Source organism: Amycolatopsis sp. N2S4-7 (assembly GCF_058119595.1).
In genome coordinates this window covers 326,205-348,037 of the sequence record NZ_CP172299.1, presented here as the reverse complement: position 1 = coordinate 348,037, position 21,833 = coordinate 326,205, and the positions used below count along the sequence as shown (strand labels likewise).

The 21,833-nt window shown below is 71.0% G+C and carries 18 protein-coding genes; 7 read left to right on the top strand and 11 right to left on the bottom strand.

Translation table 11 applies throughout. The features are described from left to right. The first annotated feature begins 35 nt into the window (after positions 1-35). Positions 36-1,553, top strand: coding sequence for an MDR family MFS transporter (locus tag ACH54P_RS01655; RefSeq protein WP_489910507.1), 1,518 nt, complete (start codon positions 36-38; stop codon positions 1,551-1,553). Here the strand turns inward: ACH54P_RS01655 and ACH54P_RS01650 are convergent. From ACH54P_RS01650 to ACH54P_RS01635, 4 genes are all read right to left on the bottom strand, one after another. Then, entirely contained in the window at positions 1,550-4,594 is a 3,045-nt protein-coding gene (locus ACH54P_RS01650; RefSeq protein ID WP_489910506.1) for a TIR domain-containing protein, read from the bottom strand. The genes ACH54P_RS01655 and ACH54P_RS01650 overlap by 4 nt on opposite strands. A 261-nt stretch (positions 4,595-4,855) precedes the next feature. After that, positions 4,856-5,332 carry a hypothetical protein gene (locus tag ACH54P_RS01645; RefSeq protein WP_489910505.1) on the bottom strand — a complete coding sequence of 159 codons (477 nt, stop codon included), beginning with the start codon at positions 5,330-5,332 and terminating at the stop codon, positions 4,856-4,858. A 92-nt stretch (positions 5,333-5,424) separates the two neighbouring features. Beyond that, positions 5,425-6,306: a TIGR03854 family LLM class F420-dependent oxidoreductase gene (locus ACH54P_RS01640; protein WP_489910504.1), complete on the bottom strand. Its 882-nt coding sequence runs from the start codon at positions 6,304-6,306 to the stop codon at positions 5,425-5,427. Positions 6,307-6,359: 53 nt separating this feature from the next. Beyond that, complete coding sequence (locus tag ACH54P_RS01635; protein ID WP_489910503.1) at positions 6,360-6,797, bottom strand: MarR family winged helix-turn-helix transcriptional regulator; 438 nt, start codon at positions 6,795-6,797, stop codon at positions 6,360-6,362. A gap of 85 nt (positions 6,798-6,882) precedes the next feature. On the opposite strand from ACH54P_RS01635, the gene ACH54P_RS01630 reads away from it, so the two are divergent. Both ACH54P_RS01630 and ACH54P_RS01625 read left to right on the top strand, forming a co-directional pair. Beyond that, positions 6,883-7,260, top strand: coding sequence for a DUF5313 domain-containing protein (locus ACH54P_RS01630; protein WP_489917083.1), 378 nt, complete (start codon positions 6,883-6,885; stop codon positions 7,258-7,260). Positions 7,261-7,275: 15 nt separating this feature from the next. After that, positions 7,276-8,253, top strand: a complete 978-nt coding sequence (locus tag ACH54P_RS01625; protein ID WP_489910502.1) for an RluA family pseudouridine synthase — start codon at positions 7,276-7,278, stop codon at positions 8,251-8,253. Here the strand turns inward: ACH54P_RS01625 and ACH54P_RS01620 are convergent. After that, the gene (locus tag ACH54P_RS01620) at positions 8,234-8,812 is read right to left on the bottom strand and encodes a hypothetical protein (RefSeq protein ID WP_489917081.1); all 579 of its coding nucleotides are present in this window, start codon (positions 8,810-8,812) and stop codon (positions 8,234-8,236) included. The genes ACH54P_RS01625 and ACH54P_RS01620 overlap by 20 nt on opposite strands. A 220-nt stretch (positions 8,813-9,032) precedes the next feature. On the opposite strand from ACH54P_RS01620, the gene ACH54P_RS01615 reads away from it, so the two are divergent. Then, a complete protein-coding gene (locus ACH54P_RS01615) occupies positions 9,033-9,608 on the top strand; it encodes a dihydrofolate reductase family protein (protein ID WP_489910501.1) in 576 nt (191 codons plus the stop codon). Positions 9,609-9,683: 75 nt separating this feature from the next. Further along, entirely contained in the window at positions 9,684-10,310 is a 627-nt protein-coding gene (locus tag ACH54P_RS01610) for an alpha-ketoglutarate-dependent dioxygenase AlkB (protein WP_489910500.1), read from the top strand. A 275-nt stretch (positions 10,311-10,585) separates the two neighbouring features. Here ACH54P_RS01610 and ACH54P_RS01605 read toward each other — a convergent pair whose 3' ends face one another. Further along, a complete protein-coding gene (locus ACH54P_RS01605) occupies positions 10,586-11,863 on the bottom strand; it encodes a cytochrome P450 (protein ID WP_489910499.1) in 1,278 nt (425 codons plus the stop codon). 53 nt (positions 11,864-11,916) lie between these two features. Then, positions 11,917-13,578, bottom strand: coding sequence for a peptide-N4-asparagine amidase (locus ACH54P_RS01600; RefSeq protein WP_489910498.1), 1,662 nt, complete (start codon positions 13,576-13,578; stop codon positions 11,917-11,919). 132 nt (positions 13,579-13,710) lie between these two features. Between ACH54P_RS01600 and ACH54P_RS01595 the strand changes: the two genes are divergently transcribed. Beyond that, positions 13,711-14,706, top strand: a complete 996-nt coding sequence (locus tag ACH54P_RS01595; protein ID WP_489910497.1) for a LacI family DNA-binding transcriptional regulator — start codon at positions 13,711-13,713, stop codon at positions 14,704-14,706. 37 nt (positions 14,707-14,743) lie between these two features. Here ACH54P_RS01595 and ACH54P_RS01590 read toward each other — a convergent pair whose 3' ends face one another. Further along, the gene (locus tag ACH54P_RS01590) at positions 14,744-14,989 is read right to left on the bottom strand and encodes an ATP F0F1 synthase subunit C (RefSeq protein ID WP_489910496.1); all 246 of its coding nucleotides are present in this window, start codon (positions 14,987-14,989) and stop codon (positions 14,744-14,746) included. A 270-nt stretch (positions 14,990-15,259) separates the two neighbouring features. Here ACH54P_RS01590 and ACH54P_RS01585 point away from each other — a divergent pair, with 270 nt between their 5' ends. Next, positions 15,260-16,471: an MFS transporter gene (locus tag ACH54P_RS01585; protein ID WP_489910495.1), complete on the top strand. Its 1,212-nt coding sequence runs from the start codon at positions 15,260-15,262 to the stop codon at positions 16,469-16,471. 143 nt (positions 16,472-16,614) lie between these two features. On the opposite strand, the gene ACH54P_RS01580 is transcribed toward ACH54P_RS01585, so the two are convergent. Genes ACH54P_RS01580 through ACH54P_RS01570 form a run of 3 tightly spaced genes read right to left on the bottom strand, consistent with a single transcriptional unit; the run spans position 16,615 to position 21,787 of the window. After that, positions 16,615-17,505, bottom strand: coding sequence for an ROK family protein (locus ACH54P_RS01580; protein ID WP_489910494.1), 891 nt, complete (start codon positions 17,503-17,505; stop codon positions 16,615-16,617). Then, positions 17,502-20,366: a glycosyl hydrolase 2 galactose-binding domain-containing protein gene (locus ACH54P_RS01575; RefSeq protein ID WP_489910493.1), complete on the bottom strand. Its 2,865-nt coding sequence runs from the start codon at positions 20,364-20,366 to the stop codon at positions 17,502-17,504. Before ACH54P_RS01575 ends, ACH54P_RS01580 begins: the two co-directional genes overlap by 4 nt. Next, positions 20,363-21,787: an APC family permease gene (locus tag ACH54P_RS01570; protein WP_489910492.1), complete on the bottom strand. Its 1,425-nt coding sequence runs from the start codon at positions 21,785-21,787 to the stop codon at positions 20,363-20,365. Before ACH54P_RS01570 ends, ACH54P_RS01575 begins: the two co-directional genes overlap by 4 nt. Positions 21,788-21,833 lie beyond the last annotated feature (46 nt).

Sequence of the window (21,833 nt, the reverse complement as noted above, 5' to 3'; positions counted from 1 at the left end):
GTCCGGTCATGACCGCCCCGAGGAGCACGCCGCCGATGACGACACCCGCCGCCACCAGCGTGAAAGGGGTCGGGTTCCGCTCCGAACGCGGCCCGGTGCTGGTCGCGGTCATGCTCAGCACCGCGCTCGTCGCGCTGGACAGCACCATCATCGCGACCGCCGTGCCGTCGGTCGTGCGCGACCTCGGCGGGTTTTCGCAGTTCCCGTGGCTGTTTTCGATCTACCTGCTCACCCAGGCCGTGACGGTGCCGCTCTACGGCAAGTTCGCCGACGTGCTCGGCCGCCGCCCGGTGATGTTCTTCGGCATCGCGGCGTTCCTCGTCGGCTCGGTCCTGTGCGGCGCCGCGTGGAGCATGCCGGTGCTGATCGCCGCCCGCGCGGTGCAGGGCATCGGGGCCGGGGCGATCCAGCCCATGTCGATGACGGTGATCGGCGACCTCTACACGGTCGAGGAGCGGGCCCGGGTGCAGGGCTACGTCGCGAGCGTCTGGGGCATCGCGTCAGTGGTCGGCCCGACGCTCGGCGGCGTGTTCGCCGAGTACCTGGACTGGCGGTGGATCTTCTTCATCAACCTGCCGCTGGGTGCCATCGCCGCGCTGATGCTGTTCCGCAACTTCGCCGAGCGGGTGGAGCGCAAGCCCCACAAGGTCGACTACACCGGCGCGGCGCTGCTCACCGTGGGCTGCTCGCTGGTGATCCTGGGCCTGCTCGAAGGCGGCGTGGCGTGGGCGTGGGGGTCGCTGCCGAGCGTGGCGATCTTCGTCGCGGGCGCGGCGATGCTGGTGGCGTTCGTGCTGGCGGAGAAGCGCGCGGCCGAGCCGGTGCTGCCGCTGTGGGTGTTCACCCGCCGGATCCTGGTGGGCGGCAACCTGGTGGCCGTGGTGGTGGGCGCGGTCCTGATGGGACTGACGTCGTACCTGCCGACGTACGCCCAGGGCGTCCTCGGCGCCGGCGCGCTGGTCGCCGGGTTCGCGGTGGCGGCGCTGACGGTCGGCTGGCCGATTTCGGCGTCCCTGGCGGGCAAGCTCTACCTCCGCATCGGCTTCCGCGACACGGCCTTGATCGGCAGCGTGTTCGTCATCGCGGGCGCCGTCCTGGTGGCCCTGCTCGACAGCGGGTCGTCGATCTGGTCGGCGGCGCTGGCGGCGTTCGTCCTGGGGCTGGGCCTCGGCCTGTCGTCGAGCCCGACGCTGGTGGCGGTCCAGTCGGTGGTGGGTTGGGACCGCCGGGGCGTGGTGACGGCGACGAACCTCTTCAGCAGGTCACTGGGCAGCGCCGTCGGCGCGGCGGTCTTCGGCGCGATCGCCAACGCGACCCTGGCGGCGCGGTTCGCTTCGCCGCCGGCGGAGGTGGCGGGGAAGCTGCCGCCTTCGGTGGACGCGACCAGCCTCGTGCTGGGCGGCCACACGGACCACTCCCCGGTGGCGACGTTCGTGCGGGGCGCGCTGGCGGACGCGACGCATTACGTGTTCGTGGGGTTGCTGGCGGTGGCGGTGCTTTCGGTGGTGGCGCTGCTGCTCATGCCGAGGAAGACGGAGCAGCTGGAGTTCTAGTTCTGGCTCTGCAGGGCCGGCGCGGATTCCCGGAGTGGCACCGGCCCCGTCCGGTAGCCCCGGGCGAGCTGGTCCTGGAGCCGGGCGTGCCGGAACTGGTAGACGGCGCCGACCTGACGCAGGACACCCCGCCGGCGGGCGTCCTCGAGGAATCCGACGAGCCGCCACGGAAGCCGCCCGGTCAGCGGCAGCCACCCCCTGCTCAGCACGAGCCAGCGGCCCCAGGCCCGGCCGGCCAGCAGGACGACCGCCGCGAACGGAAGCCCCACCATCGCTCCTGCCAGGCTTGCGGGTGCGCCGTCGGTGGCGACCGCCATGAAGACAAGGGTCATCCCCACCCCGAGCGTGGCCGCGTAGAGCGACGATCTCGCCAGCGCGTTCCGCCGGTCCGCGGCGAGCAGGAAGGCGGGATTCACCACCACCGCGACGTCGAACTCGACTTCGAACTTTTCCATCATCGTGAACAGCCCCGTGAGCAGGGCTGCCACGAGCCCGAAACTCGCGCCGATGACCGCCAGGTTGATGATCTTGTCGGCAATGGTGTAGTCATTCCGGAGGGCGAGGAGCTCCGCGGGAATCAGGCCGGGAATGAGCAGCGAAAGGGACCTCAAAGCCACACCGGCGACGAGGCCGATGGCCATGAACCGGACAAGACGCATCCGGGCGAAGTAGGTGAACAGGTGCCGGCTCTTCCTCGGTTCCGTTACGGCCACCGGCAGGCCAAGGGCGAATCCGAAGGCAACTACCGGAGGGCCGACCGGAACCAGGTTCGCCAGAGCCGCTTCCGGCCCTCGGGCGATGATCACCAGGCAGACCGCGGCGACCAGCCCGAGAAAGGCGCCGAGCATGGCGGACCTCACCCGGCATCGCGCCGTGAATCCGTTCACGCAACACAGGACGAGTGCACCCATGCCGGAAAGGGCCACCAGCATGAGCGAAGCCTCCGGCTCGAAGGGGCGCAGTGTGCTGCCGCTCCAGCCGATCGCCGCGTTGAAGTAGATCACGCACAAGCCCACGAGCAGGCTCCCGCCGATGACGAAACCCGATGAGACGAGGTACTTGGCTGCTTGCCCGTGGAGCGTGATGCGCACCCGGGACGGAGTGAGTTCGTCACCTGCGGACAGCTTGTTCATGAGAACGAAAATCGGTGTGATCGCGAGGCCCTGGGCGATCGCCGAGTTCAAGGGGATGTGCCCGCTGACGGACGAGAGCGAGACGGCGGCGCAGCCGATCAGGACGACCGGCCAGGTGCGCCGGGTGCCGACCCCGACGGCGGCCGAGAACCCGCACAGAGCCCCGAAGAGGAACGTCACCGTCCGGTCGCCCCGCGGAGGACCGTCACGAAAGAGCGCGTACACACTGCCCATGGCCATCAAGGCGAACAGGACCGCCGCCGTCACTGCTACGCCGAGCACGATTGCCCGGGTGCGGCGCGGGATCGACGAGCAGATCCGCCACCACGCCAGGTCCTGGCTGCCCGTCCGGTTCAGGTGGTCGGCCAGGAACCCCAGCCAGCGCTCCGCGCGAGCCGCGTCGAAGCGGCGTTCCCCGGCGTTCTCGTACAGCGCCGGCACGAAGCCCTGGAGCAGGTGCTCCTCGATGGCGAGCGTCGTGCCGAAGCGGTCTTCGTCCAGGAGGTCGGCAGGGTCGTGACCGGGGGTTTCGCTGTAGATGGCCCGGGCGAGGCCGACCATCAGCGGGGCTGACAGCACCTCGGCGAGGTTCGCCGCCGCCCGGGTCGGCGGCTGCTCGGCCAGGCGGCGGAGCACGGGCTCCCACAGCGGGGTGGCGCGCCCGTCGACCAGCCGGGTCCGGCGGGTCGTCGCCGGCAGGTAGCCGGCGAGGTCGCCGACCCCGAGGGGCGCGAGTTCCACCACCGCCGCCGCGGTCAGGACGTCGACGTTCTTCACGGCGGACGCGTATTCCTCGGGCCGGCTGGTCAGCAGCAGCGGCAGGCCCGTGCCGTTGAGCGCCTTCATCGCCAGCGGGTGCAGCCCGGCGGCGATCTCGTCGAAGCCGTCGAGCACCGGCAGGATCCGCCCGCTCCCCACCAGGTCGGCCGCCAGGGTGGCGCCGTTCGGTCCCGGGGCGGACAGGGCCGGGTGACTGTCGGCGAGCTGTCCGGCCAGCCAGTCGCGGAAGGGCGTCTTCGCCGGATCCCAGGACGCGAGGTTCACGATCACCGGAACCGGGTCGGCCCCGGTACGGCGGCCGAGCATCGCCAGCGCGAACCGGATGGCGAGGATGGTCTTCCCCGACCCCGCGCCGCCCAGGACGACCAGCCGGCCGGACGGGATCCGGCGGTAGGTGGCGACGATCGACCCGAGCGTGCCGGCCAGCTCGAGCGGGTCCCGATCGGCACCCGCCGGGTTCCCGCAGATGGCGGCCCAGTGGTCGATGAGGTCTTCGTCGGCGTTCGTCCACCGCACGGGCAGCGGCGCCGGGTCGTGGATCCGCCGGTTCTCCTCTTCGCGGGTCCACTGCACGGACACCGCGTCGGCCAGCCGGCCGGTGATCTCGTCCAGCGGACCCGGCGAACGATGCCCCAGCCGGCCCGCCCGCCCGGTCCGGTACCGGGAGATGTCCGAGATCAACCCGACGAGCTCGTCGGCGAAGATCGAGTACTCCTCGTCCTTGCTGCGGTAGTCCAGCCGCAGGTACTGGCACCGGGCCAGCCGGGCGATGTCCGGCGGGAGGTCGGTTTCGGCCGGCCGGCCGACGCCGTCGACGAGGATGGGGATGACGGAGGTGCCGCGGTCGAGCGCCAGCCGGATCTCGGCGCGGACCCAGTCCGCGGGCTCGTCGATGCGCCGTCGCCCGTTCTCGTCCTCCTTCAGCCAGTTCGGGCCGATCACGGCCAGCAGGATCTCGCAGTCGCCGACCTCACGCCGGATGGCCTCGGCGAAATCTTCGCCGAGGCTGATCGACCTGCTCGCGAAGAACACGTTGCCGGGCCCGAAGTACTCCCCCAGCTTGTCCGCGATGGTCCGCGCGGCCCACTCGCCGTCTTCGGTTCGATAGTTGACGAAGAGTCCGGTCATGCCCGTGTTACCGCGCCTTCGATGCTCCCGTTGCCGACGAGTCGGCGTGGACCTGGGTACAGCATCGGCAAGACGCGTCACGCTGTGTACTCAGTTTGACCCGGAGAAGGCGCGGGACCCTTGTCGATCCGGGAACTGTCCACTATCTGTCCGCTGTGGGCGTTCAGTTCTGCAGCGGCACCAGTTCGGTCGGGCCAGCTCGTCGCCACCAGGTCCGCCACCGGTACCCGGGACGGGAGCAGCTGGAGTTCTGACCGCCCGTCAGTGGTTGGCGCCGGAGCAGGCCGCGGCGTCCCGGTCGCAGACGGTCCAGCCGTGGACGGCGTGCCCGTAGTCGGACATGTCGAAGTCGACGTGCTCGATCCCGCCCGGGACGTCGGCCGTCAGGCCGATGGTCCCGATCGACCACGTGTAGGCCTTCTCCGCGCAGTAGTTGGTGCCGTGCAAGGGGTAGCGCTTGATCTCGGTCACGGTGGCCGAGCCCTGGCGGCCGGCGACCTGGAAGTTGATGCACTCGCCGCTGTTGACGAACAGCTTGACGTCGGACAGCGTCACGCTCTTCAGCGAGCTCGACCACCCGATCGCGCCCGAGAGCGATCCGGCCGTCGCCCCCGTGCCCGCGGCGTGCACCACCGCGACGGTGAACCTGGCGGGCCGGGCTTCGGCGGCACCGACACCGGCGGCGGCCAGTGCCGCCGAGATACCGAGGATCGTGGCGAGTCGGGCGAAGCGGCGCATCGCGGGGGTCCTTCCGGGTCCGGACTGGTCGCAGGCGAAACGCGCGCACCCGGTCACGGGTTGAGCCCTCGCCCGCGGCTCACCCGATCGGCTCAGTTCTGCAGCGGCACCAGTTCGCTCTGGAACTTCTCCAGGAACGCCTCGAAATCGCCGTGGCCCGGGCGGATCACGAACTTCGACAGGCCTGCCTCGATGTACTGCTCCACCAGCCGACGGGCTTCGGGCCAGCTCGTCGCCACCAGGTCCGCCACCGGCACCCCCGGACGGCGGCGTGCCGCCATCGCCGCCAGCTCGTCGGGGAGGCCCTTGTCCGCCACCAGGAGGCTCAGACCGAAGTGGTCCTCCTCGATTTCGCGCCCCGCCTCGGCCGCGGCGGCCTGGATCGCGATGCGGGCCTCACGCGCCTGGGACGGCGTGTGGAAACTGCCCAGCCAGCCGTCCGCCAGGCGGCCCGTGCGGCGCAGGGCCGCGGGGGCCGAGCCGCCGAGCCAGACGTCCAGGCGCTTGGCCGGGCGCGGGCCGAGCCGGACTTCGGACACCTGGAAGAACTCGCCGTCGAACGACACCGATTCCTCCTCCAGGAGGCGGCGCAGCAGCACCAGCGACTCGTCGAACACCGCGGCGCGGCGGCCCGCCGGGACGGGGAACAGGTCGTGCTCGGCGGCGCGCGCCGGGCGGAGGCCGAAGACCGGCAGCACCCGCTTCGGCGCCAGGCCGGCCAGCGTGAGCAGCTGTTTCGCGACCAGCACCGGGTGCCGCCCGGGCAGGATCGCGACGCCCGTGCCGACCTTCAGCTTCGAGGTCCGCGCCAGCGCGTGCGTCATGCCGATCATCGGGTCGACTTCCGGGGAGTAGACCAGTTCGGACAGCCACAGCGAGTCCACCCCGGCCGATTCCAGGCGTTCGGCCAGCCCGGCGAACTCCTCAGGCCCGGTTCCCGCCGCCGGCGCGACGCCCAGCCTGATCTTCAGCACGGTTCCTCCCAGGGGTCTTTCCGGGGGCAACGCGCCGGGAGGCCAGGAATTCCTCAGGCGGTCGCGTCGATGACCCGGGTCAGCACGCCGTGGAGGGCCTCCAGTTCGGAGACGTCCATGCCGAGCGTCTCGACCACCTTGTACGGGATCTTCTCGGCCTCCGCGCGCAACGCCCGGCCGGACTCCGTCAGCTCCACCGTCAGCTGGCGCTCGTCCGAACGGCTCCGGGCGCGCGTGACGTACCCCAGTGCCTCCAGCCGCTTGAGCAGCGGGGACAGCGTCGCCGGCTCGTGGCGCAGGGACGCGCCGAGGTCCTTGACCGACCGCGGCGACCGCTCCCACAGCGCCAGCATCACCAGGTACTGCGGGTGGGTCAGGCCGTAGGGCTCCAGCAGCGGCCGGTAGATCGCGATCACGCTGCGCGAAGCCACCGACAGCGCGAAGCACACCTGCCGGTCCAGCTTCAGCGGGTCTTCACCCAGGTCGATCATGTCCCGATCCTAACGTGGCCTGACAGACACTAACGATTAGTGCACTAAGTATTAGTGTACTATCGAACTCATGGAACGACCGAGTGTGCTCCGCTGGTCCGGTTACGCCGTGGGCGTGCGCCTCCCCGAGCGCTACAACGACTGGGCGTTGCACGACGCGACGTCGAAGCACTGGCGGGCCCGGTACGTGCTCCAGCGGTCGGTCGGCATCGTCCCGCTGTGCGCCGTCTGGCTGCTGCTGCCGGGTTCGATCTGGCTGCGGCTCTCGCTGGTCCTGATGGCCGCGCTCGTGGCGTACTTCTATTCGTGCGCGTACATGGAGGAGAGCGTCGAGCACCGGCTCGGCCGGCAGGGCTTCCCGCACAACACCGGACGCCGCCTCCGCGCCGAGGCCGCCGAAGCGAAGAACGCCGAAGCGACCGCCCGCTACCTCGCGCGCTACCGGACGTCGTCGGAGGGTTAGCTACAGTCGGGGACGATGAGACGCAAGCTCCGGCCGCCGATCCCGCCCCGCCACGGGCTCGAGCCCGCCCGGCTCAAACTGCCCGCCGAGGGCGAGTGGCCGACGCTGCTGGCGCACCTCGTCGACCGGCTGCCGCGGGTGGCGCCGGACCGCATCGAGCAGATGCTGCGCGAGGAGCTCATCCACGGCGCCGACGGCCCGCTCGGCGTCGACACGCCGTTCGAGCCCGGCTCGTTCGTCTGGTTCCACCGCGACCTGCCGGACGAGGTGCCGGTGCCGTTCGCGATCGACGTCGTGCACCGGGACGAGCACCTGCTCGTCGTCGACAAGCCGCACTTCCTGGCGACCATCCCCCGCGGCCGGCACATCCTCGAGACGGCGCTGGTGCGGCTGCGGCGCGACCTCGGCCTGCCGCACCTGTCCCCCGCCCACCGGCTCGACCGCGTCACCGCGGGACTGGTGATGTTCGTGATCACGCCGGAGCTGCGCGGGAAGTACCAGACGCTGTTCCGGGACCGGAAGGTGCACAAGGAGTACGAGGCGATCGCGCCGCACGACCCGGCCCTGGACCTGCCGCGGACCGTCCGGAGCCGGATCGTCAAGGAACGCGGGGTGCTGGCCGCGCAGGAGGTGCCCGGCCCGCCGAACGCCGAAACCTACGTCGAGCTGCTCGAACACCGCGCCGGGCTGGGGCGGTACCGGCTGGCGCCCTCGACCGGCCGGACGCACCAGCTGCGCGTGCACCTGAGCGGCCTCGGCGTGCCGATCCTCGGCGACGACTTCTACCCGCAGCTGCGGGAGAAGCCCCTCGGCGACTTCACGAAACCGTTGCAGCTGCTGGCCAAGGTCCTCGACTTCGACGACCCGCTCACCGGGGCGCACCGCCGGTTCACCAGCGGCCGGCGGCTCTCCGCCTGGGACGGCCCCGGCGCCTGGGCGGCGCCCCCGGCGTCCACCGGGGGCGCCGCGGGCGTCACTTGTGCCAGAACCTGATCCCGCTCCACTGCACGGTGATCGGTCCCGCGCCGCTGGACGTGCGGTAGCTGCCGAACTTGTCGTAGTAGCTGCCGCTCGCGCTCGAGATCGTCTGCTTCAGCGAGCCGTTGAGGTACACCTTGTGCGAGCTGCCGACCTGGTTGATCGTGTTGACCCGCACCGACGTGCCGACGGTCGCGCCGCTGCCCAGCGTCGCCCCGCCTTCGACGGCGTACATCCGGCCGCCCTTTTCGACGGCCAGCATGAAGTAGGGCCCGGCGTCGGAGCCGTCCCGGAACGTCTGCTTCAAGCTGATCCGGGAGCCGGTCATGCTGGTGATCTTGAAGGAACCCTCGAACTGGTGGGTACCGCCGGTGTAGGTGGTGTAGCGGCGTTCCGCGCGCTGGTCACCGCTGCCGGTCGAGCAGGTGAGCCGGAAGGTGAGCCCGGAGATCTGGCCGCACCCCCGCTCCTGTTCGGCGTAACCCGGCGAATCCGAGATCCACGGACCCGTCCCGACCTGGGCGTTCGCCACCGGGGCGAAGGCCGCGAGCCCCGCCACGACCGCCGCGAGCACGCCCGCACCGCGAAGTCTGCGCACCGTCCAACCTCCTGTGCTACTCGGGGCGGCGGTAGCGGGACAACAGGTCCAGACCTTTGTCCGGCGTGGCAGTGACTGTACGAGCCCGGGCCGTCACAGACAAGAGCAGCCGAAGTTTCCCCGGGGTCCGTGTCGAATCCGGCCGCTCCCGTTCGACACACTGGCGAAGGCAAGCCCGAGCACGAGGAGCACCCGCATGCGCACCCTGATCTCCACCTCGTTCGTCTCCCTCGACGGCGTCGTCGAAGCCCCCGGCGGGGAGCCCGGCTACCGCAACGCGGGCTGGACGTTCAAGGACATCGAGTTCGACCCGGCCGCCTACGCGATCAAGGGCGCCGAGCAGGAGGAAGCCACGGCCCTGATGATGGGCCGGGTCAGCTACGAGGCGTTCGCGCCGGTCTGGCCGGGCATGACGGTCGAATTCGCCGGCTACAACGCGATGCCGAAGTACGTCGTGTCGACCACCCTGACCGAGACGGACCTGGTCGGCAACTGGGGCGAGACCACCATCCTGCGGTCGCTGGACGAGGTCGCCGCGCTCAAGGAGACCGAGGGCGGGCCGATCATCGTCAACGGCAGCGCGACCCTGAACCGCGGCCTGGCCGACGCGGGCCTGATCGACCGCTACCACCTGCTGGTCTTCCCCGTGCTGCTCGGCGCCGGCAAGCGGCTGTTCAGCGACGCCGACAAGGACAAGCAGAACCTGAAGCTCGTCGAGAGCGAGGCCTACGGCAACGGCGTCCAGAAGCTGGTCTACGAATTCGTGCGCTGACCGGGTCGCGGGTCCGGCCGGTCCCGCGATGGTTCACGTAGAACATCTGTTCGAACATCGTGTACGGTCGGACCCATGACGACCCCGGCACTGCAGGCATCGCTGTTCGGCGAGTCCGGCCCCGTCACGCTGCACGCGCTGGCGCCCGGCCGGACCGCACTCGGCTCCGGCGCGTGGATCGACGTGCAGCCCGGCTGGCTCGAGGGCGCCGACGAGGTGTTCGCCGAGCTCGTCACCGGCGTCCCGTGGCAGGCGGAACGGCGCCGGATGTACGACCGGGTCGTCGACGTCCCGCGGCTGCTGTGCTTCTACCGCGAAGCGGCGCCGCTCCCCCACCCCGTGCTGGCCGAGGCCCGCGACGCGCTCAGCGAGCACTACGCCGCCGAGCTCGGCGAGCCGTTCCGCACGGCGGGGCTGTGCTACTACCGCGACGGCCGCGACAGCGTCGCCTGGCACGGCGACACCATCGGCCGCGGCAGCACCGAGGACACGATGGTCGCGATCGTCTCGGTGGGCGCGGCGCGCCAGCTGGCCCTGCGCCCCCGCGGTGGCGGCGAGTCCCACCGCTACGCCCTCGGCCACGGGGACCTCATCGTGATGGGCGGGTCGTGCCAGCGCACGTGGGAACACGCGATCCCCAAGACGAACCGGGCGGCCGGGCCGCGGATCAGCATCCAGTTCCGGCCGCGCGGGGTCCGCTGACCATCCGCGATTGACGGCTCGGATACCCCTGAGGATGGCGGGTGCCCGCTCTCGGCGAACCACCGCAGTTCACCCGCCTGCGGCCCACGCGCGCCGCACGCTCGTCGACGGCGCAGGCGGTGGGTTCGACCGCCGGAGTCCGGCCCGCGCGCGAGACGGACCAGGACCTCGTGGCCGGCTCGGCATCGTGCTGCACGGGGACGAGGCCGGGCTCGGCGCGCCCGGAGAGGAAACGGTGAGCCTCGTGGCGGTGGCCGCACCGGAGGGCACCGCGGTCAGTCGACCAGGACCGGGAGTTCGTCCAGTCCGTACACAATGGACACCTTGCGGAAGGAGAGTTCCTCCTCCGGCACCGCCAGCCGCAGGTTGGGGAAGCGGCGGACCAGGGCCGGGTAGGCCGTGCGGAGCTCCATGCGGGCCAGTTCCGCGCCGATGCAACGGTGGATGCCGTAGCTGAACGCCAGGTGCGACGTCGGCTCGCGGGTGGCGTCGAACGTGTCCATGTCCGGGCCCAGCTTCGGGTCCCGGTCGGCGGCCGACAGCGACACCAGCACGATGTCGCCCTCGGCGATGTGGACCCCGCCGATCTCCATGTCCTGCTTGGCGAACCGCGGGAACGCCATCTGCACGACCGTCAGGTAGCGCAGCAGCTCCTCGACGAAGCGGTGCACGGACTCGTCGTCGCCGCGGACGGCGTCGAACGCCTTTTCGTCGCGCAGCAGCACCAGCGCGCCGAGGGCGAGCATGCTCGCCGTGGTCTCGAGGCCGCCGGTGAGCACGCCGTCGGCCAGGCCGGCCAGCTCGCGGTCGTCGATCTCGTCGCCGTGCTCCTTGATCAGCATGCCGAGCAGGCCGTCGCCGGGCTCTTCGCGCTGCTTCTTGACGATGTCGAGCAGGTAGGTCAGCGACTCGGACATCGCGCCGAGCGAAGCGCCGGCGCCGCCGAAGAGGTCGAACCGGGCGGTGCTCAGCCGCTGGAATTCTTCGCGGTCCTCATAGGACACGCCCAGCAGCTCGCAGATGGTCAGCGACGGGATCGGCAGCGCGAAGGCCTGCCACAGGTCCACCGGGCCCTCGGCCGCGGCCATCGCGTCGAGCTGTCCGGCGACGATCTCGTCGATGCGCGGGGTCAGCCGGTTGAGCCGGCGCATGGTGAACTCCGGCGTGAGCAGCTTCCGCAGCCGGGTGTGCACCGGCGGGTCCGCGAAGCCGAGCCCGCCCGGGTTCTGGTCGGCGGTCACCCCGGCGTTGCCCACGAGGTTGGTGAAGTCGCTGGAGAACTCGGTCACCTTGCCGAGCACGGCCTTCGCCTCGTCGTAACCGGTGACCAGCCAGGCGTTCATCCCGAACGGCAGGTCGAGCTTGTCGATCGGGGCGGCGGCCCGCCGCGCGCCGATCTCGGCGACCGGGTCGAGGCCGTCCCGCTTCAGCGGCACCAGCGCCGAATCGGGCAGGAAGGACGACATCTTCTCGAGGTCGAAGCCCTTCTTCGACTGGCGGGCGAGGTACCGTCGCCCGACCCAGCCCAGGACCCGTGAGCGGAGACTCCCCATGCGTCCGACACTACCGCACTAGCCCGATCGGGTGACGAGCGGCGAGACGGGCTTCACCTCCGCGGCGGCAGCTCCCGGTTCCCGGTGATCAGCCCGTGCTCGCTCGTGACGTAGTGGAAGTACGGCCGGCCCAGGTCGTCGGTGCCGGTGAAGAGCGTCTTCGACCGGCCGTCGGCTTCGGTGTTGACGCCGTTCGTGCGGGCCAGCACGCCGGACGAGCTCAGCCACTCCCGCGACGCGCGCACCGGCCGCCACGACCGGCCGTCGCCGGTGAGGTCGCCGAGGACCTTCGTCATCTCCGCCGAGCCGGAGATCCGCAGGTTCTGGTCGTCGGTGATGTTCGCGGTGGCGTCGGTGGTCAGCGGGTAGGACCACGTGTGCCGGTCCGCCGACCGCACCCGCCCGTCCACTGTGGACATCGACGTCTGCTGCCCGGAGTCGTTCTGCACGACGTGCTGGGTGAAGCCGCCGCCGGTGACGTCGTCGCTGTTGCGGTAGTCGCGGGTGCGTTCGACGCGGGTGGCCACGCGGCCGGCGGAGGTGTCGACGTAGCCGGCGGTGACGTCGTGCCGCTTCGCCGTGACAGTCACGTTCACGCCACCTTCGATGTCCTTCACCGTCGTCTGCCGGACCGGGGCGGCGGCGACGTCGGCCTGGGTCAGGGCGCCCGATGTCCGCGACGCGTTTTTGTCGGTGTAGAGCAGGAGCGTCGGGACGACGGTGAATTCGCCGCCGATGTCCGGGAAGGAGAAGGAGATGTCGTGCGCGCCGCCGTCCACGAGGCGGCCCGCGAACGGCGTGACGTCGTAGGTTTCGGCGTGCAGGCTGAAGGTGTCGATCGCCACGATCGGCCGCCACAGCTGCGGCACGATCCCGCCGGAGTAGATGTGCGGGAACGTGAACGCGCTGCCGGCGGCGGTTCCGTCGATGGCGAAGTCCGCCTCGCGGTAGGGCCCCTTCCCGCAGAGTCCCGCCGCCGGGTACCTCGCCGACACCTCGTCGGGCACGTCGTCGAACCACTGCTCGTCGCAGGCGTGCCCTTCGAGCGTCACCTCGAGGTAGGCGCGCGTGATGTTGCGCGGCAGGTCCTTCGCGGTGAAGTGCACGGTGGGCGCCGCGGGGGTCGCGTCGGCGTGGCCGAACCCGGCGACGTGGTCCGCGGTCTCGGGCACCGGGTGCTTCCGGTCGGCCTGGTAGTAGGTGAGCGTCACGGTCTGCGCGTAGACGCCGGTGTAGATCGGCGAGTTGTAGTTCTCGATGCCGCCGTGGAACGGCTGGGGCGTGCGCAGCAGCGCGGAGTACGGCGTGAGGTCCTTGTCGACGTGGTAGGTGATCGGGCGCCGGCCCTCCCCGCTGGGCTCTTCGGTGGTCCCCCACCAGACCTCCGTGCCGCCGATCCGCAGGTCGCCGATCCGGTCGTACTGGCGGCCGGCGACGGTCACCGTCTGGTCCATGACGACCTTCGCCCACGGGCCGGGGCAGGCCTTCGGCGGGGCGAGCGTGCCTTCGTAGAACTGCGGGGTGCCGTCGGCGGCGTTGGAGCGGAAACCGTCGGCGAGGGTGACGGTGCAGTGCGGGGTGGCGGGCCGTGTCACGGCGGGCGCGGCGGTCACCGGATCGTCGGTGTCGCCCTCCACGACGGGCGAGGCCGAGGCGACCGCCCCGGACAGCACCCACGTCAGCACCAGTGACAGGACGATCGTGAAGATCCGCACCCGGACTCCTCCCAGCGGCCAAGCTCACCCGGCTCGGAGCCTAGCGGCGCGATCATGCGACTATCGGCGGGAATCCGTCTCTGAAACGTTTCAGACCATGGTAGGCTCACGCCTTCTCAGCGAGGGGGTGCGGTGGTCGGCATCAAGGACGTCGCGAAGCGGGCGGGCGTCTCGATCGGCACGGTGTCCAATGTGGTCAACCGGCCGCACGTGGTCGCGGCGGCGACCCGCAACCGGGTGCTGGCGGTGATCGAGGAGCTGGGCTACGTCCGCGACGAATCGGCCCGGCAGCTGCGCGCCGGCCGGAGCCGGATCCTGGGGCTGCTGGTCCTCGACCTCGGCAACCCGTTCTTCGTCGACGTCGCCCGCGGCGCCGAGCAGGCCGCGCACGCCGAGGGCGTCAACGTCATCACGTGCAACAGCAGCCAGCGGTCCGACCTCGAGGCGTCGTACCTGGCGATGTTCGCCGAGCAGCGGGTCCGCGGCGTGCTGCTGAGCCCGGTCGCGACGTCCGGCGAAGCCCTGCGCGCGTTCCGGCGCAGCGGCACGCCGTACGTGTTCGTCGACCGCAAGGCCCCGGCGTCGGAGGCGAGCTCGGTGGCGGTGGACGACATCGCGGGCGGCGCGCTGGCGGCCCGGCACCTGCTGGAGACCGGCCACCACCGGATCGCGTTCGTCAACGGCCCGGCAATCCTCACCCAGTGCCGCGACCGCGAGCAGGGCGTCCGCACGGCGCTTTCGGGGTCGGCCGCGGAGCTGACCGTGCTCGAGGCGATCGGCCTGGACGTCTCCTCGGGCCGCGACGCGGGCGCCCGCCTGCTCGGCATGAGCCCCCGCCCGACGGCGGTGTTCTGCGCGAACGACCTGCTCGCCCTGGGCGTGCTGCAGGCGATGGTGGGCGCGGGCATCCGCGTCCCGGACGAGATGGCGATCATCGGCTACGACGACATCGAGTTCGCCGGAGCGGCGGCGGTCCCCCTGACGTCGGTCCGCCAGCCGGCCCGCCGCCTCGGCCGCACGGCGGCGGAGCTGCTGCTGGCGGAAACGGCGGACACGAAGGCCGAGCACCGGGCGGTGGTGTTCACCCCGGAGCTGGTCGTCCGCGAGTCGACCCGGGTGCGCCGCTGACCCCACCGGACCGGTGGGGTCAGCGAAATCAACGCATTCACCGGTTGGACGCGATGAAGTAGATGACGATACCGATCAACGCGAGCACTTCCGACAGCACGAAGGTCGAATAGCCGATGGTCTGCAGTTTCCCCCGCATTTCCGGTTGCCGGGCGGTGGCGTTGACGACGGCGGCGAAAATGAGGCCGACGCCGATTCCGGGGCCGATCGCGCCGAGTCCGTACCCGATCGCGGCGAGCCCCGGGTTGAGGTTGACCGATTGGGCGACAACGGTGTCGTTCATGGACATTCCCCTTCACATCGGTCCACGCGCACGTTCGCGTGGAGGTGCGTTCGGTGGATCTCGCCAGGCAGAGAAATCGCCGGGATGGGAATTCGGGAACCGATCGGTCCGGACACCGGAAGGATATCATCGGAATATGCGCCCGCGACGGTTCGCGCCGATTTCGGGACCTAAGGCCCGGGCCACCCGGGACCATTGGTCCCCGGCCCGGCCGGGCGCGCGCCGGAAAACCGGTTGGGCTTCGGCGGGTCGTTTGGCAGGCTAACGATCATGAGGAGCAGATGGGTGCGGCTGCAGGCCGTGGCGGTGTCCGGTTCGTCCGCCGAAGGCCTGATGCTGGCGGCCCTGCCCCTGCTCGCGGTGTCGATCACCACCGATCCGCGCGAGGTCTCGCTGGTCAACATCGCCGGGCAGGCGCCGTGGCTGCTGCTGTCGCTGTTCGCCGGGGTGCTCATCGACCGGGTGCGGCGGACCGCCGTGCTCGCGTGGGCGTACGCGGTGCAGGCCGGCGCCGCGCTGGTGCTCGCCGCGGTCGCGTCGGCCGGGCTGCTCAGCCTGCCCGTGCTGCTGGTCGTCGCCTTCGTCGTCACCTCCGCGCAGGTCCTCGGGGACGGCGCCAGCGGCGCGCTCGTGCCCGAGCTGGTCGAACCCGGCCGGCTCGCCGCCGCCAACGCGCGGCTCACGGTGATCGACCGGGGTGTCGTGCAGTTCGTCGTGCCGCCGCTGACCGGGTTCCTCGTCGTGGTCACCGCCGGGGCGCCCGCGTGGCTGGCCGCCGCGTGCGCGCTGGTCGCGCTGGTGCTGGCGCGCCGGATCCCGTCGGAGTCCGTCGTCGCGGCGACAACCCATCCGCTGCGGGACCTGTCCGCCGGGCTCACGCACCTGGTGCGGACGCCGCTGCTGCGGTCGATCACGATCAACGTCGCGCTCGGGTCGTTCGCCGCGAGCGCCGGGAACTCGATGTTCGTCCTCTACGCCACGCAGATCCTGCACGTGGGTTCGGTGGGCTACGGCCTGCTGCTGGCCTGCCTCGCGGTCGGCTGGGTGGCGTCGTCGTTCGTGGTGCAGCGGATCGTCGACCGGCTCGGGTACTCGTGGTCGATGCGGGGCGCGCAGGGCCTCGGCGCGGTGGCGCCGCTGCTGCTGGCGGTGCTGCCGCCGTGGCCGCCGCTGATCGGGGTGGTGCTGGTGTTCCTGACCTCGACGGTGCTGGTCTGGAACGTCTGCTCGCAGTCCAGCCGCCAGCGCTTCACCCCGGCGCCGCTGCTGGGCCGGGTGCTGACCAGCCACCGGGCGCTGGCCTGGGGCCTGACCCCGCTCGGCGCACTGACCGGCGGGCTGGTCGCGGCCCACTGGAGCCTGCGGGGCGTCTGGCTGGTGGTCGCGGCGATCCAGGCCCTGAGCGCGGTCCTCGTGTGGTTCCAGCTCTCCCCCGCAGCCTTCCGCCGCACCGAAGAACTGGCGGCCGCCGCCGCGGGTTGACGGGGAGGTTCGCCGCTTCGGGCGCGAGGGGGCCTCCTTCCGGCGCCGGCTCCGGCTTGATGCCGGGTGGCGGGCCGGGTCGGGGCACCGGCTTGATGCCGGGTGGCGGGCCGGGTCGGGGCACCGGCTCGCCACCCGGACGTCTAGCCGCCCAGGGCCAGCGCCACCGCGCCCAGCAGCGCCGCGTCCTGGTCGAAGCGGGCCGATACCAGCTCCGGGGGGAACGGCACCGCGTGGGCCAGCCGGTCCGCCAGGGCCGGGAGGAGCACGTCCGCCGAGCGGACCAGGCCGCCGCCGACCGCGATGCGCTGGGGGTCCAGGGCGATCGCCAGGTTGGCCACGTGCATCGACAGCTCGTCGAGCGCCGCCGTCACCAGTTCCTTCGCCTCGACGTTCTCCTTGGCCAGGGCGAACAACTCCCCGGCGGTGACCGGGCGGCCGAGCAGAGTGCTCGCCCGGCCGCCCAGCCCACGCCCACCGACGGCTTCTTCGAGCGGCGCCGCTCCGCTCGCGAAACCCTCGGTGTCCTGCGGCGAGAGCAGGTTGTACCCGATCTCGCCCGCAGCTCCGTTGGCGCCGGTCAGCACCCGGCCGCCGACCAGCACCGCCGCCGCGATGCCGGTGCCCAGGGACAGGAACACCGCCGGGTCGGCCCCCGCCAGCGCGCCCCACCGCCATTCCGCCAGCGCCGCGGCCTTCGCGTCCGTGCCCACCGAAATCGGCACGTCCGGGAACTCCGCGGCCACCAGCTCGGCCAGGTGCAGCTGCTCCCAGCCCGGCACGTTCGGCGCGAGGAGGATCTCCTCCGGCAGCACGATCCCCGGGCTGACGACGCCGATGGCGGTCGGCGCCGCGCCCGACTCGGCCAGGAGCGCCTGGGCTCCGGCGAGCGCGCGCACCACCACCTGCTCGGCCCCCGCCTGCGCGTCGGTGTCCAGCCGGCGCGTCGCCAGCAGGTTTCCGTCGCGGTCGGCGAGCCCCAGCGCCACCTTCGTGCCGCCGAAGTCGATCCCGAGAACCCGTTCGCCCGTCACTCCCTGAACCCCTCGATCTGCGGCGCGACGGCCGCGTCCCCGTGGTGGCCGTGCCCGCCGGCCGCACCCACCACGATCCGGCCGGTGTTGAACCCGTCGACGCTGATCACCGGGGCAGCGCCGCGCAGGTCGGACGCCTGGTAGGTGACGGTCAGCGTCTGCGACTGGCCCGGCCACAGCGTGATGTCGTTGTCGTCCCAGGTCGCGTTCGCGAGCTGGTTGTCCCCCGGTCCTTCGTGCCCGTCCGGCGTGCCGCGCCGGACGTCGGCCCGGAGGAAGAACGCCGCCCCCGGCGTCTTCGACGTGTTGGTCACCGTGACCGTGGTGACGTTCTCCCGGCCGCTCGAGCGCGTCGACGCCACCACGCCGACCTGCGACTTCGGCAGGTTCTGCAGGGCCTGCAGGTCGCTGTACTGCGACAGCGTCGCCTGCGGGTTGCCGAGCGTCTTGCCCCAGTCGACGACGTCCTTCTGCGTGGAGAGCCAGTAGACGTTCCGGTCGACGACCTTCCCGCCCTGCTTCACCTGCAGCTCGACGAAGTAGACCTGCGCGGGCGCCGGGGCCTTCGTCTCGGCGGGCACCTTCGGCTTCAGGACCCCGGTGCGCACACCCTGCGAACCCAGCGAGATCCCGGACGCGGTCCGGTCGTCGAGGACCTTGCCCGCGGTGTCGAGCACGCGGGCCTGGACCGAAAGCCCGGACTGCGTGGCCGCCCCGAGGTTGTCCAGGGTGACGGAGCCGTTGTCGTAGCCGTAGATCGCGTGCAACGGCTTGTTCGCCTTCTTCGCGCCGAAGTACGCGCCGGCCTGGTCGCCGTCGTCGTTGTAGAGCGACCACAGCAGCGTCGGCCAGCCCTTGTTCAGCTGCCAGTACACGACACCGGTCGCCGGGTTGTCCTTGTCCGTCGAGTGGTGCAGGAACGCCTCGAACTGCGAGCGGGTGTTCTCGTAGTTCGCGATGTTCGCCAGGTCCACATAGGACTTCAGGGAGCTCCACCTGCCGTACCGCCGGGTGATCGACTGGTCCAGCGTGTACAGCGTGCCGAAGGCGTAACCGCCGTGGCCGGGCTCGAAGTTGGCGTGGTACTGGTTGTACGCCGGGTCCTGCCACAGCTTCGCCTGCTCGGCGGGCGACAGGAACCGCTTGATCGAATCGAGCGTCGGCACGGTGTGCCCGGCGCTCTGCTCGCTCGCGAAGCCCCACGAACCGCCCGCGTTGGTGCGCGACGAGTCGTCGGCGTCGAAGTGCGAGGTGTCGTACCAGTAGGACGGCGGGACCCAGTCGTACGGGCCTTCCTTCTCGCCGGACTGGCCCAGCGTCGGCGTGCTCTTGTACTCGGCCGAGGCGATCACCGGCACCTGGAAGTCGGCTTCCTGGAACGCCTTGAGCGTCTCGGACTCCTGGCGCGGCACCGGCTCGTTGTCGCTCCAGCCGTAGTTGAAGACGCTCGGGTGGTTCCGCTCCAGCTGCGCGATCGTGTACGCCGAGTCGTGCATGATCCGGTAGTCGCGCTCGGTCAGCTTCGAGGCGTCCTCGGGCTGCCAGGCGTCACAGCACAGGAACCCGCCGATCACCAGCAGGCCGGCGCGGTCGGCCTGGTCGTAGAAGTCCTGCGGCATGTCGTGGCCTTCGAGCCGGACGCCGGAGAGGCCCAGGTTCTTGATCAGCGCGATCTGGTGCGCGGTGTCGGCGGAGTCGTAGCGCAGGAACAGGTCCGGCGCGAAGCCGCCGCCCCGGAACACGAAGTCCTTGCCGTTGATCGTGAACTGCCGTGCGCCCTCGGGCAGCGGCGCCGACTTCCCGACCAGGCGCGAAGTCACCGTGCGGATGCCGAAGGTGCTCTTGGACGACGTCGACAGCGTGCCGTCCTGCGAGACCGCGGTGGTCAGCGTGTACAGCGGCTGGGCGCCCATCGAGTACGGCCACCACACCTGCGGCTTCACGATCTTCACCGGCGCGAACGCCACCGTCCGCTTGGTGTTCGCGGGGATCGTCACCCGCTGCCGGACGACAACCGGCGCGCCCGAGGGCGGGGTGACCGTCGCGGCGACGTCGCCGGTCTGCGCGGTGGCCGCGTTGTTGGTGACGTCCACCTTCACCGTCAGCTTCGAGCTGGACAGGTCCGGCGCGTTGTCCTGCACGACGTGCGCGTTGTCGCCGGTGAGCGCGCCGGAGACCTGCAGGGTCGGCGGGAACTGGATGCCGGTGTTGTTGTCCGGCGGGATCTGGCCCCAGTCGACCTGGTCGAGGGTGTACATCTTCAGCGGGTCGTTGGGGTAGACCTTGATCGCCAGGGTGTTGCGCCCCGGCTTCACCAGCTTCGTGACGTCGAAGGTGTGCCCGGCGAACGCGCCGCTCACGACGTCCTTCGTGGCGACGAGCTTGCCGTTCACCCAGACGTCGCCCTCGCCGACGATGCCCGGGATGGTCAGCTTCGCGTGCTGGCCCGGCCGGAAGTCCGGGGTGAAGTCGGTGCGGTACCACCACGGGTCGGAGAACGGCTTGGTGACGACGGGCCCGAGCTTGTCGACGTACCCGAAGCACTTGCGCATGTTGTCGGAGTAGAAGACGTTGGGGCACTTGCCGTTCTGCACCAGGGCGTTGATCTCGGTGCCGGGCGCGCCCGCGTCGTCCGGCTCGACCGGCAGCCAGCCGCGGGTGGCGTACCCGGGCGTGGAGACCTTGTCGCCGCCGTCCGGCACGCTCGCGGTGGTCAGGACCTGCCAGCCCTGCGTGCCGATCGTGGTGAGGCCGTGCGGCTTCGCCACGGCCTGGACCTCCTGCGCGGCGGCGGGTCCGGCGACGCTGAGCACCCCCGGGACGAGGAGCAGCGCGGCGAGCGCCGCGAGCTTCTTGGTCATGCCTGAACCCCTTCCGGGTCGGAGGCGAAGGCCTCCTTGATCTCCTTCGGTCCGAACGGCCAGGTGCGCTCGGCCTTGGCGTAGACGAGGTACGCGAGGGCGCCGACCACGATCCAGCCCACCGACAGCCCCATGGAGAGCCAGTCGGCCGAGACGTAGATGTAGACCCACCCGACGAGCGCGATGAGCGTCGGCACCGGGTAGAGCCACTGGCGGTACGGCCGCCGCAGCTCCGGTTGCCGCCGCCGCAGCACGACGATCGCGGCGACCTGGGCCAGCGACTGGATGATGACCAGCGTCGCGACCGCCGCGTTGATCACCGTGGTCAGGGTGAACAGGGAGCCGAGGACGGTGATGGCGCCCATGGTGAGCACGCCCGCGGTGGGCAGGTGCAGCTTCGGGTGCAGCTTGCCGAACATCGGCAGGAACACCTTGTCGCGCGCGGCTTCGAACGGCACGCGCGAGCCGCCGAGCAGGCCGGCGAACACCGACCCGATCGCGGCGATCACGATGAGCACGGTGATCGCCTTCGCGACGCCGGTGCCCCACACCTGCTCCAGCACCGACGAAGCGACCGACTTCGCTTCCTTCAGCTGCTCCAGCGGGATCGAGCCGAGCACGCCGACCTGCAGCAGGAAGTACAGGCCCATGATGCCGAGGATCGAGAAGATGATCGACCGCGGCAGGGTCCGGCCGGGCGTGCGCACCTCGCCGCCGAGGTAGGCGGAGGTGTTGTAGCCGAGGTAGTCGTAGATGGCGATGATCAGGCCGGCGCCGAGGCCGCCCCAGAACGTGCCCGTACCGGCGGAGCTGAACGCGCCCGGCGTGAAGGCGAACGCCTGCGCCGCGCTGAAGTGCGAGAACGCCGCGACGATCGTCGTCAGCACGGCGGCCAGCATGACCACGAACAGCACGGTGGTGAGCTTGGAGATCTGGCCGATCTTGCGGAACAGCGCCAGGATGATCACGAGCGTGATGGCGACGCCGATGATCTTCCCGAGCGGCGTGGTGCCGTTGTCGTCGGTGACGCCGGGGACCAGGTAGCCGAGGTACTGGACGAGGCCGATGATGCCGGTCGACATGATCAGCGGGATGAACAGCACCGCGCTCCACACGAACAGGAACGGCATCAGCCGCCCGGTGCGGTACTGGAACGCTTCGCGCAGGTAGAGGTAGGTCCCGCCGGCACCCGGCATCGCGGCGCCGAGCTCGGCCCAGATGAGCCCGTCGGCCAGCGCGACGATCGCCCCGATGATCCAGCCGAACATCGCCTGCGGCCCGCCCATGGTGGCGACCATGGCGGGGATCGTGACGAACGGGCCGATACCGCACATCTGGGTCATGTTGATCGCGGTGGCCTGCAGCGGGCCGATCTTGCGCTCAAGGGCGGGCGGTTCCCCTGAACGAGTGGGTGAACTCACGACGTGCCTCCGACTAGTAGTTAGTAAAGTTTCTTAACATAGAACG